This window comes from Pseudotamlana haliotis, assembly GCF_008806375.1.
Taxonomy (GTDB): domain Bacteria; phylum Bacteroidota; class Bacteroidia; order Flavobacteriales; family Flavobacteriaceae; genus Pseudotamlana; species Pseudotamlana haliotis.
The window spans coordinates 49,504-61,413 of the sequence record NZ_WAAT01000046.1 but is presented as its reverse complement, the minus strand read 5'-3'; the positions used below and the strand labels follow the sequence as shown (position 1 = coordinate 61,413).

Genomic DNA, 11,910 nt, shown 5'->3' with positions numbered 1-11,910 from the left:
CAACCAACAACCAACAACCAACAACCAACAACCAACAACTAAGCACGTCTCTGTCTTAATACTTCATATAAAAAAGCACCACAAGCCACCGAAACATTTAAAGATTCTATTTCACCAAGTAAGGGTAGTTTTGCTCTAGCATCAGATACTTTTAAAATGGATGGGTTAATGCCACGACCTTCAGAACCCATAACAATAGCACTAGGTTCTGTAAAAGACACATCGTAAAGCGTGTCGTTTGTTTTTTCTGTAGCAGAAACCACTTTAATACCTGAAGCCTGCATGAAAAACACAGCATCTTTAATATGGTCCACTTTACAAATAGGCACTTTAAAAACGGCGCCAGCACTCGTTTTAATAGTGTCACCATTAACCGGAGCACCTCCTTTTTTCTGAACAATGATCCCGTCTACACCAGTACATTCGGCAGTTCTTATGATAGCACCAAAATTTCTAACATCACTAAGCTGATCTAAAAGAAGAAACAGTGGTGTTTTACCAGATTCCATAACTTGAGATACCAAAGTTTCCATGTCATGGAAGGCTATAGGTGAAATTTGAGCCACAGCACCTTGGTGATTGCCTTTAGAGAGGCGGTTTAGTTTTTCAACAGGAACATAAGATTTGTTAATGGATTTCTTATTGACCAAAGTTTCGAGTTCGGTAAATAAATCACCGCTTAAGCCTTTCTGAAGAAAAACTTTGTCAATAGTTTTATTAGCATTAATGGCCTCTATTATAGCTCTTATTCCGAATATTTGTGTTTGATCTTCCATTGGCGTAAAGGTATAAAAAAACCACCTCGTTTGAGGTGGTTTAGTATATTTAAGCGTAAATATTTATTAATGGTCGTCTTCTGCAAAACCTGTTTTTCTGTGTCCAGAAATAACATAAGTTTCATCAAGACTACTGTCATAAGTAGCGCTGTCATATTCCCATGCAAATTCTACAACATCAGGGTCAACACGATCTGCTTCAGCAACTTCATAGCTGGTGTATTTTACGTCACCACTATAAAGTGCGATTTTAACATAAATACTATCAACAGGGTTTCCGCTTACCGTTGTTGCTTCATTTTTTAAGATTTTACCCTCTAAAATAGCAGCTCTAGTGTATCCTGTTGCTACGTCAACTGTTTCATTTAAACCAGTTGGTTTAGTAGCAGGAGGAACAATAGCACTTAGGTTGTTTGTTAAATCATCAAATACTAAAGATTGTGAATTGAAATCTTCTGGGTCTCCATCTACAAAAAATTTGCTTTTTATAGGAAATACAGTGTCGTGATCATCTAACCAAAACTCATTAGGATTATTGTTTGCCGTATTATAAATTAAAATCTGATTACTATGGCTGTATTCAACATATTTAGCAGTCATATCTTCGTTGTATAATTCATAGAAATACGTTCCTGAGTAATCTAAGGTATTGCTGTCCCAGATTTCTAAATCTTCATCACAAGATGTAAAACTTGCAGAAACCAATACGAGCAAAATGTATATTAAATGTTTTTTCATTGTCTTAGTTTTTATTATTCTTTAATCAATTCAACAGCAAAACTAAATCCGCCTTGCTCAACTTCATGTGAAAATGTTGTTCCAGAAAGACTCGGGTTTAAGATATTCCATGGTCCCCAAGGAGAGTCTGTAGACATTGCAGTGTAAGTTGTTCCATCTTCACTTACATAAAAGTAAGTTTTTAATCTATAAGCTAATCCATAATCACGAACACCACAACAGTAAACACCTCCAAAGAAGTCTGTTGCTAAGTAAGTGTTAGGAGCTACATTAGTAATAACACATCCAGCAGGCAAGGTTTCACCTCTTGTAATTCCTGTGTACGTCCCACTTACATCAATTGGTGATGTATAACCAGGGTAAACAATAACTGTTCTTGTTATTTCCTTAGCAAAACCATCAGAGTTAGTAATAGAATAATTTACATAGTTTACTCCAATTGTTGAGGTGTCAACAGTTCCTGTAGCTATAACATCTTCAGTTACATCTTCTTCACCTTCAAAAGCAATGACACCAGGGTCATCAAATGTTCCGCCCTGTTCAACATACATAGTTTCATCCCCTACAAATTCTATATCATTGTAGTAAGTGATACGCGAGATATCTGCAGTGCTATCATCTTGCTCACATGCCATAAAGACAACAAGAAATAGCGGTAAAATTTTTATTAGTATATTTTTCATCTTCTATTTTTTTAAAATTATTTACCAGCTTTTTGATTCCACCAAATCTTCTCTAAAAGATTTACCTTTTGTCCTGGAGCATTGGTGTTACTATTGATAACCTCACTTGGATACACAGGAGATGCTGGTAATAAACCGTTAAGTTTTTCTCTACCATTAACAGATATAGTTAATTGCCCTACTGGGAAATTTAAAAATGCTGCTTGTCTGTCTGCTTTAATATCGATATCACTTACAGAAGGATATTTCGTTCTATTACGTTCTAAGAAAGACTCAATGTGTTGGTAATTTGCATTAGCTACCCATTTTTGCATAGCAATCATTTTAATACCATCTTCAACTGAACCGCTAGTCCATGTTGCATAACCAGAAGTTACGATTGAATTATCTGCGATACCATTTTGAGTTAAAGAAGCTTCAACTGCCATGTCATAATAAGCTTTGGCGTTGGTCATATCTGAAGCTCTTGTGTAAACTTCAGCTAAATAGAAGTATACTTCCCAATCACTCATAAGCATTAAATCCATATCACCTGCAAAAACTGGTGTACTGTAGTCTTCTTGATCATCTGGAGTTCCATCAGAATCAGAATCTGCTTTAGAATCGAAATCTCCAAAAAAGGCTCCTTCGTGTCCTGATGAAGGTGCTTCAAATAAAGTATCAAGTCTTGGGTCAGAATTAACTCTTAAGTAATCAACAAAAGTTTTACAACCAATAACATTGGTAGATAAATAACTGGCTCCACCTTCTTGAAATTCTCTCATTGGGTGTCTTTTTCCTTCTGCACTATCATCCCAGTAACTACCATCAATTTTAGCTGAATTCGTTAAAAAGCTGTTTGCGTTAACAAAGGCAAGTACTTGACCGTTATTGTAACCTGAAGTTTCAGATTGACGTAACATTAACTTTAGTTTTAAAGTGGCCACAAACTTTTTCCATTCGGTCATGTCACCAGCATAAATGAAGTCATATTGAGTTTTGATTGAGTACATTGAGTTATCAATGGCTAATAAATCATCAGTTCTAGCAATTAAATCAGCATAAATACTTTCAGACGAATCAAAAACAGGAGATTTAATGTCATTTCCTTGTAAGGCTTCAGTGTAAGGAATATCACCCCATACATCTGTCATCACTTGCCACGTGTAAATTGAAAGTGCTTCAGCAATATAGTAGTAACCTTGGTTTTCTGTATCACCAGACAATTTTTTGATCATGTCTAGGTCACTTAAAGTACCTGAAGTTAAACCTCTGTATTGGTTATCAAATCCATCCTCGTCATATTCACATAATGTTTTGAATTGAGAGGCTGTATAAGTTTGTGTCCAGTATTCGTTCCAGAAACCACCGGCAAAACCAAAGTCCCATCCCATTAAATTGTTACCTAAACTCGCTTGAGCTGAAGGTAGAATGATTTCAGGTGAATCCGTCTCTTCTAAAACATCTGGATCATGGTTTACATCTAGATAGCTATCACAGTTCCAGGCTGTAGCTACTAATGTAAATAATGCTATTTTATATATGTATTTTTTCATTATTACTTTTTTATAAGTTAATATTTAGACCTAAAGTAAATGTTTCTTGACTAGGGTTACCCATGAATTCACCAAACTTAGCGTCAATATCAGTTCCGAAAGTTGTGTTTTCAGGGTCGATATAAGGATTTTCAGCTGGAGTCCATAACAGGAAGTTACTAGCAACTGCAGAAATTACAATGCTATTTAATTTCAACTTGCTACAAACCGACTGAGGCATTTGGTAAGCTAAAGTTACGTTTCTTAGTTTTAAGAAAGACTTGTCAATTACGGCAAAACCTTCACCTTCAAAACCACCGTTACTATAGAATGTGTGTAATGCTGTTGGGTCTACAGGTATATTGTTTTCAGAATAAGTTCCGTCACCATTATCCACTACAGAGTTAGGGATAATAAATGCGTTTCTATCATTTAATACACTTTCAGGAGAGCTTCCCGTCCAGTGCATGTAATCTTTAGTACCTGAGAACATATATCCACCATATCTAAAATCAAAGGTAGCAGCTAACGATAAGTTTTTGTAAGTAAATGTGTTTGTTAAACCCATTCTGTATTTTTCGTTAATATCTTTACCAAGTAATTCTTGATCTGTTGTTTGTTGTGGGTTACCGCTACCATCAACAATAGTTGATTCAACGCCGTTAACCATAACAGTACTAGCTTTAGCAAATTTGAATTGACCTAAAGGCATACCTTCTATAGCGTATACACCACCAGTACCAAATCCTGAGATAAATACTTCTGGAACGTCTAAGCTTTCAACAGTATTTTTGTTTTGAGTATAGTTCCAGTTGATGTTCCATTCGAAATCATTAGTTCTAATAGGTTTTACATTTACCATAATTTCTACACCTGCATTTCTAACATCACCTAAGTTAGATTCCATTTGTCTGTAACCACTTGAAGGGTCTATAGGTAAAGTAGCAATTAGACCTTTAGTTAATCTGTTATAGTAAGAAACTTCAAATCCGAAACGGTTATTGAACATTCTGTTCTCAATACCAACTTCAAATTCACCTGTTAATTCAGGTTTTAAATTTGAGTTACCTAATACATTAGAGTTACTGTATGAGTTTACACCACCTAATGGGAATGTTAAATCGTCTACATTAGGGAATCCAGGGTTTGTAGAATAACCAGGAACAAATCTGTTGTAGATATTATATACATCGGCATCATTACCGGTACTACCGTATGCAATTCTTAATTTTGTAAAGTCAAATACACCTGTGTTTTTATCTTTTGATTTTAAGTAATCCGTAAGGATAAAAGAGGCGTTAATACCACCATACATGAATGAGTTGTTTTCTAAAGATAAAGTAGAAGACCAGTCATTTCTAGCAGTCATGTTTAAGAAGAAATAATCTTTATAACTGATATCTGCACTAACATAAGCACCTATTAGTCTTCTTTGAGAATGGTCTTGTCCAGAAGTTGCCGGTGTTAAACTGTTAGATAGATTGTAAAAACCAGGGACATCAATTGAAGTGATCTCTCCCCATAATGAAGACCATTTTCTTTCGTTGGCATTCAAACCTGCTAAAGCTTGAATTGAAGTGTCTTCACCAATTGTAGTGTTGTAGCTAGCGATGAAGTCATGGTTCATTTGAACTCTTTGAATACGCTCTTCTCTGTAAGATCCAGGGTTTGCTGTACTAGATCCTGAGTTGATCGCACCATCACTAAAGCTAATAATACCAGTGTGTGTTTGTTCGATAGCATTTTCAATATCACCACCAAAACGGTAAGTTAATTTAAGGTTATCTAATAGATCGTAATCTAATTGTAATTTACCGAAAAATTTATTTTTAACTTGTTCAGCACCGTCATTATCTAAAATAAAGTACGGGTTTACACCGTAAGGCGTAAAGTAGTTGTCTAAGTTGTTAAACTTATCGTTGTAGTCTTTATGATCTACGATAGAAACATCATTAGGAATTTCATATAAAGATCTTAATAAAGAAGTTCCTTGACCTGTAGGTACTGCATTAGTAATCTCGTTACTATAGTTAATAGAAGAACTAATAAGTAATTTTTTGTACTTGTGAGAACCTCTTGTAGATAATGTTAACCTGTCATAAGTATCATTATCTTCAGGAACAACACCATCAACAGAGTTTTGAGATACTGAGAAGTAGTATTTAGTAATATCAGAACCACCTGATAAAGATAATGAGTTTGCTATGTTTTTACCATAGTCATAAAAATCTCTTACGTTATCTTCTAAATAAACGTAAGGCTTGATTTTTTGACTGTTATCAACAATGTTACCCCATACACGGTCTTGACCATCATATGCAGCACCCCAGTTTCCGTTCTCATCAAGAGCTCTGTCGCCACTCCATCCTTGACCAAACTGAGTTTGTCTTTCAGGTAGAACACCTACTCTTGAAAGTCCGAAAGAGTTGTTGTAGTTTACTTGTAACACACCTTCTTTACCACTTTTTGTTGTAATCATGATTACACCGTTAGCAGCACGAGAACCGTAAATAGCTGTTGCAGAAGCACCTTTAAGAACGGTAAGTGTTTCAATGTCATTTGGGTTAATCGCATTAATACCAGAACCAAAATCTACTTGAGAGTTTAAATTGTCACCAGATCTGTTTTGATCATTAGTTAACGGAACACCATCAACGATATATAATGGCTGATTGTTTCCGAAAGAAGAAGCTCCACGAATGATAACATTTTGAGTAGAACCAGGAGCAGGAGCAGCGATAATGTCAACACCAGATGTTTTACCTTGTAAGGCATCCATCGTGTTTACCACTTTAGCACTTGTTAACTCAGTGTTGTCAAACGACTGAACCGAAGTACCAACTGCTTTTCTTTCTTTCGAAATTCCCATTGCAGTTACAACAACTTCATCTAATGATTCGGCGTCCTCAGCGAGAACGACATTGAGAGTTGCATCAGAAACGGTAACTTCTTTAGTTGTGTATCCTACAAAACTAAAAACTAGCACTTGACCAGTTCTAGTTTCAATCGAATAATTACCATCGAAATCTGTTGAGGTACCATTTGTTGTACCTTTCACTAAGACCGTAGTTCCAGGAAGCGGTAAGCCAGTATCATCTGTAACCGTACCTGAAATTGTCTTGTCTTGTGCAAACGAGAGTTGCACAACTAACGCTAGTAATAGCGTTAGAATTCCACTAAACTTTGTTTTCATTTTATAATTATTTGAATTAGTCAGCGTCAAAAGTCATAATAATAAGTTAATAAAACAACAAATAATGGTTAAAATTTACTAATTAGGTCGAAAATTGCAATAAAAATGTAATCGAATATTAAAAATTAGCTAATAAACTTAAATGTAGCTTTGAATTTGAGAATTTGAAATTTGAGTCTTCGTTTTTACCGTTTGCATAATTTAATTTAAACAAACCGGCTTTAGTTAGAAGTCCAAATCCAAACCCATAACCGAAGAGTTTCTCGTGGGTATCGCTTATTTTGTTTTCATAATAAGCGGCATCTATTATGGAGTGTATGTAGATGTTATTATTGATTTGATAACGGTATTCGGTGTTAATTACGCCATAAAGGGTGGCGTAAATGCTGTTTTCTTCAAAACCTCTAATAGAATTGATGCCACCAAAACGTAATAGTTCATTTTCAAAGTAGTTGTCTGAAATTAGCGTAGCACCTTCGGTTCTTATAAATATACTGTTTTTGTTATTCAGGTTGAATATTTTAAAAGCGTCTAGGTTGAAGTTCGATTGCTTTTGTTCTGTATCGTTGGTGGTACGTTCTCCAAAGCCTGTTTCGGCATATATTTTAGAGTTTAAAGGAAAAAGCCTGTTAAAACTTTGTGCGCTTACAAATTCATAGGCGAAGTTGTAATTAAATGTTTTGTAATCAGATAACGTGTTGCTGCTGTTGGAAAGTAAGTCGTTAGACTCGGTTGCGCTAATGCCGGTGTAGATTTTGTGTTTGGCGTTAATTTGATAATGTAATTTTGCGGCCTGATCTGCGGTTGTAAACGAAGAGTCCTTTTTGAATAAGCGTAAACTAAGGTCTATACCAATTGGGGATTTAAATAAATAAGGAAGCGATAAGTCGGCTTCAAAGGTTTGTTGGTCATTTTCATCACTTTTATAAAGTACGGTAAATGATTCTCCAAAGTTTAAGTTGTTTGTAAGGTTCAAATTAAGATAACCATCGAATTCTATCTGATTGGTGTCTTCATTGGTGCCAAAACCTAGAAAACCGTCAAAAGTGTTACTTGGTGTTTTTTCTAGATATAAATATAAAGTAGTAGAATCTTTAGTGAATAATACTTCAGGGGCTTTGGTTTCTCGTGCAAAACGTAGGTTGTGTAGCTGATCTGTTTTTTCTTGTATACTATTTAAGTCAAAAACTTGACCAGGTTTAATTTTTAAATAATGCTTGAGGTATGATTTTGGAAATTTTTTATAGCCTTTTACTACAATGTCATTAATGATTCTTTTTTGGGCTGATGTCTCTAATTCAAGTTTTGCTTGTAAGCTGTGTTCAGATGTTTTTTGAATCTGTGATAATTTCAGTTTAGAAAATGGGAGGCCTTCTTTTGAGATTTCCGAATTGATATAATTCAGTTTTTGTTCGACTTCGGTAATATTCAAAATAAAATAATCGTCTTTGACTTTTTTAGAGATGCGCTCTAAAATTGATTTTTCAATAAGGTTTTTGTTGTAGTATATATATATGGTGTTGAATTTTGCTTTTAAATAAATTTCAGATTCAAAAGTTGAATCGTTCATTTTTTTAATACCGATGTGTTGGTTTTCAATATAGCCTTGTTTTAGAAGTTTGTTTTGAATGTTTTGTACTTCAGATTGAATCGATTGGTAGTCGGGATGCTGTTTGTTGTAATTTATAGAATCAATAACGGCGTTTTCCTTTTCTGATGCCCCAATAATTTTAAGTTGAATATTTTGGCAAAACCCTTCCGTGGAAAAAAGTATATATATAAGGATTAGGAAGTAGGTTGGTTTTTGCACTTTTGTAATGGCTAAATTTTGATGTAAAGCTAACGGAAAATAAAGGCTTATAATATAATGGTATAAAATATTTTTACTTTCTATTGAAAATTAATGCATTAGGATTTGAAATCTAAATTTTAATTTCTACCTTTGCAGCCCTCTTAGAAGAGGATAATAAAATTTATATATAATATATATGCCAACAATTTCGCAATTAGTAAGAAAAGGAAGAGCCAAAATAACCAAGAAGAGTAAATCGGCTGCTTTAGATTCTTGTCCGCAAAGACGTGGTGTGTGTACTCGTGTTTACACAACGACTCCTAAAAAACCTAACTCAGCAATGAGAAAAGTAGCAAGGGTTCGTTTAACAAACGGTAACGAGGTTAATGCATACATCGGTGGTGAAGGACATAACCTACAAGAGCACTCGATAGTATTGGTTAGAGGTGGAAGGGTAAAAGATTTACCGGGAGTTAGATATCACATTGTACGTGGTGCTTTAGACACAGCAGGTGTTTCAGGTAGAACGCAACGTAGATCTAAGTATGGTGCAAAACGCCCTAAGAAGTAATTAAAACTTTAAGAAGAAGACATGAGAAAAAGAGCAGCAAAAAAGAGACCGCTTTTACCAGATCCACGTTTTAACGACCAGTTAGTAACTCGTTTCGTTAACATGATGATGTGGGATGGAAAGAAATCGGTAGCTTTTAAAGTATTCTACGATGCAATTGATATTGTAGATTCGAAAAAAACTGACGAAGAGAAAACAGCTTTAGAGATCTGGAAAGATGCTTTGTCTAATGTGATGCCTCACGTAGAAGTACGTAGCCGTCGTGTTGGAGGTGCAACATTCCAAATTCCAATGCAAATTCGTCCAGACCGTAAAGTTTCAACAGCGATGAAATGGCTAATTAGCTATGCGCGTAAGAGAAACGAAAAGTCTATGGCATTACGTTTAGCTACTGAGATTTTAGCAGCAGCAAAAGAAGAAGGAGCAGCCGTTAAGAAAAGAGTTGATACTCACAAAATGGCAGAAGCAAACAAAGCATTCTCTCACTTTAGATTTTAATACGACATGGCAAGAGATTTAAAATTAACTAGAAATATTGGGATCGCGGCTCACATTGATGCTGGTAAAACAACAACAACAGAGCGTATCCTTTTTTATACAGGAGTTTCACATAAAATTGGAGAAGTACACGATGGTGCTTCTACAATGGACTGGATGGAGCAAGAAGCTGAAAGAGGTATTACAATTACTTCTGCAGCAACAACTTGTGATTGGACTTTCCCTAAAGAAAATGCACAGCCAACTGCTGATGCACAAGATTATCACTTTAACATTATTGATACTCCGGGTCACGTAGATTTTACTGTAGAGGTAAATCGTTCTTTACGTGTACTTGATGGGTTAGTATTCTTATTTAGTGCAGTTGATGGTGTTGAACCACAATCTGAAACTAACTGGAGACTTGCAGATAACTATAAAGTGCCTAGAATTGGTTTCGTTAATAAAATGGACCGTCAAGGATCTAACTTCTTAGGGGTTTGTCAACAAGTTAAAGACATGTTGAAATCTAACGCAGTGCCAATCGTTTTAAACATTGGTGATGAAGGTGATTTCAAAGGGATTGTAGATTTAGTAAAAAACAGAGCTATTGTATGGCACGAAGATAACTACGGATCTACTTTTGATGTTATTGAAATTCCAGATGATTTAAAAGAAGAAGCGCGTAAGTATAGAGCGTTATTAATTGAAGAAGTAGCAGGTTACGATGAGAACTTACTAGAAAAATTCATGGAAGATGAAGATTCAATTACAGAAGATGAAGTGCACGCTGCACTTAGAGCTGCTGTAATGGATATGGCTATCATTCCTATGATTTGTGGTTCTTCATTTAAAAATAAAGGGGTACAGTTTTTATTAGATGCTGTATGTCGTTACTTACCTTCTCCATTAGATAGAGATAGTGTTGTAGGAACTAACCCTGATACAGATGCAGAAGAAAAACGTAAGCCTTCTGTAAAAGAACCGTTTTCTGCATTAGCATTTAAAATTGCTACCGATCCATTCGTAGGACGTTTAGCTTTCTTCCGTGCTTATTCAGGACGTTTAGATGCAGGGTCTTATATCTTAAATAACCGTTCAGGTAAAAAAGAACGTATTTCTCGTATCTACCAAATGCACTCAAATAAACAAAATGCTATCGATTTTATCGAAGCAGGTGATATTGGAGCAGCAGTAGGATTTAAAGATATCAAGACTGGAGATACAATGAGTGATGAAAAACACCCAATTGTATTAGAAAGTATGGATTTCCCAGATCCAGTAATTGGTATCGCAGTTGAGCCTAAAACTAAGGCCGATGTTGATAAAATGGGTATGGCTTTAGCAAAATTAGCTGAAGAAGATCCAACATTTACAGCTAGAACTGATGAAGCTTCAGGACAGACTATTATCTCTGGAATGGGTGAGCTTCACTTAGATATTATTGTTGACCGTCTTAAACGTGAGTTTAAAGTAGAGGTTAACCAAGGACAACCACAAGTAGAGTACAAAGAAGCTATTACACAAGCTGCAGATCATAGAGAGGTTTATAAGAAACAATCTGGTGGTCGTGGTAAGTTTGCTGATATTGTATTTACAGTGGAACCAGCAGAAGAAGGAAAAGTAGGTTTACAATTTGAGTCTATCATTAAAGGTGGTAACGTTCCTAAAGAATTTATCCCTTCAATTGAAAAAGGATTTAAATTAGCTATGGTTAATGGTCCTTTAGCAGGTTACGAAATCGATGCTATGAAAGTAACATTGAAAGATGGATCTTACCACGATGTGGATTCTGATCAACTATCATTCGAATTAGCTGCTAAGTTAGGATTTAAAGCTTGTGCTAAAGCGGCTAAAGCTGTAATCATGGAACCTATCATGAAACTTGAGGTAATTACTCCTGAAGAAAACATGGGTGACATTGTTGGAGATTTAAATAGAAGACGTGGTCAAGTTAGTGACATGGGAGATAGAGCAGGTGCAAAAACTGTGAAAGCTACTGTGCCATTATCTGAAATGTTTGGATATGTAACTACATTAAGAACATTATCTTCAGGTCGTGCAACATCAACAATGGAATTTTCACACTATGCTGAAACACCTTCAAATATTTCTGAAGAGGTTATTAAAGCAGCAAAAGGAGAATAATCTTAAAAAGTTAAGAAA

9 protein-coding genes are annotated in these 11,910 nt (G+C 35.3%); 3 read left to right on the top strand and 6 right to left on the bottom strand.

What is annotated here, in order from left to right; genetic code table 11:
• Positions 1-38: 38 nt before the first annotated feature.
• The 6 genes from rlmB to F6U93_RS10535 form a co-directional block, all read right to left on the bottom strand.
• Positions 39-776 carry a 23S rRNA (guanosine(2251)-2'-O)-methyltransferase RlmB gene (gene rlmB / locus F6U93_RS10560; protein ID WP_150939581.1) on the bottom strand — a complete coding sequence of 246 codons (738 nt, stop codon included), beginning with the start codon at positions 774-776 and terminating at the stop codon, positions 39-41.
• A 66-nt stretch (positions 777-842) separates the two neighbouring features.
• Positions 843-1,514, bottom strand: a complete 672-nt coding sequence (locus F6U93_RS10555; RefSeq protein ID WP_150939579.1) for a lipid-binding protein — start codon at positions 1,512-1,514, stop codon at positions 843-845.
• Positions 1,515-1,528: 14 nt separating this feature from the next.
• Positions 1,529-2,197, bottom strand: a complete 669-nt coding sequence (locus F6U93_RS10550) for an immunoglobulin-like domain-containing protein (RefSeq protein ID WP_150939577.1) — start codon at positions 2,195-2,197, stop codon at positions 1,529-1,531.
• 17 nt (positions 2,198-2,214) lie between these two features.
• Complete coding sequence (locus F6U93_RS10545; protein ID WP_150939575.1) at positions 2,215-3,732, bottom strand: SusD/RagB family nutrient-binding outer membrane lipoprotein; 1,518 nt, start codon at positions 3,730-3,732, stop codon at positions 2,215-2,217.
• A gap of 10 nt (positions 3,733-3,742) precedes the next feature.
• Complete coding sequence (locus F6U93_RS10540; protein ID WP_150939573.1) at positions 3,743-6,904, bottom strand: SusC/RagA family TonB-linked outer membrane protein; 3,162 nt, start codon at positions 6,902-6,904, stop codon at positions 3,743-3,745.
• 118 nt (positions 6,905-7,022) lie between these two features.
• The gene (locus tag F6U93_RS10535; protein WP_150939571.1) at positions 7,023-8,714 is read right to left on the bottom strand and encodes a POTRA domain-containing protein; all 1,692 of its coding nucleotides are present in this window, start codon (positions 8,712-8,714) and stop codon (positions 7,023-7,025) included.
• Between the two features lie 178 nt (positions 8,715-8,892).
• On the opposite strand from F6U93_RS10535, the gene rpsL reads away from it, so the two are divergent.
• Genes rpsL through fusA form a run of 3 tightly spaced genes read left to right on the top strand, consistent with a single transcriptional unit; the run spans position 8,893 to position 11,892 of the window.
• A complete protein-coding gene (gene rpsL, locus F6U93_RS10530; RefSeq protein ID WP_019386263.1) occupies positions 8,893-9,267 on the top strand; it encodes a 30S ribosomal protein S12 in 375 nt (124 codons plus the stop codon).
• Between the two features lie 21 nt (positions 9,268-9,288).
• Positions 9,289-9,765: a 30S ribosomal protein S7 gene (rpsG, locus tag F6U93_RS10525; RefSeq protein WP_150939569.1), complete on the top strand. Its 477-nt coding sequence runs from the start codon at positions 9,289-9,291 to the stop codon at positions 9,763-9,765.
• Between the two features lie 6 nt (positions 9,766-9,771).
• Positions 9,772-11,892 (top strand): elongation factor G, encoded by a 2,121-nt coding sequence (gene fusA / locus F6U93_RS10520; protein ID WP_150939567.1) that lies wholly within the window; start codon positions 9,772-9,774, stop codon positions 11,890-11,892.
• Positions 11,893-11,910: the final 18 nt, after the last annotated feature.

Bases quoted from the DNA above. Each gene is read 5' to 3' on its own strand.
- rlmB (WP_150939581.1), bottom strand. From the start codon at position 776: ATGGAAGATCAAACACAAATATTCGGAATAAGAGCTATAATAGAGGCC.
- F6U93_RS10555 (WP_150939579.1), bottom strand. From the start codon at position 1,514: ATGAAAAAACATTTAATATACATTTTGCTCGTATTGGTTTCTGCAAGT.
- F6U93_RS10550 (WP_150939577.1), bottom strand. From the start codon at position 2,197: ATGAAAAATATACTAATAAAAATTTTACCGCTATTTCTTGTTGTCTTT.
- F6U93_RS10545 (WP_150939575.1), bottom strand. From the start codon at position 3,732: ATGAAAAAATACATATATAAAATAGCATTATTTACATTAGTAGCTACA.
- F6U93_RS10540 (WP_150939573.1), bottom strand. From the start codon at position 6,904: ATGAAAACAAAGTTTAGTGGAATTCTAACGCTATTACTAGCGTTAGTT.
- rpsL (WP_019386263.1), top strand. From the start codon at position 8,893: ATGCCAACAATTTCGCAATTAGTAAGAAAAGGAAGAGCCAAAATAACC.
- rpsG (WP_150939569.1), top strand. From the start codon at position 9,289: ATGAGAAAAAGAGCAGCAAAAAAGAGACCGCTTTTACCAGATCCACGT.
- fusA (WP_150939567.1), top strand. From the start codon at position 9,772: ATGGCAAGAGATTTAAAATTAACTAGAAATATTGGGATCGCGGCTCAC.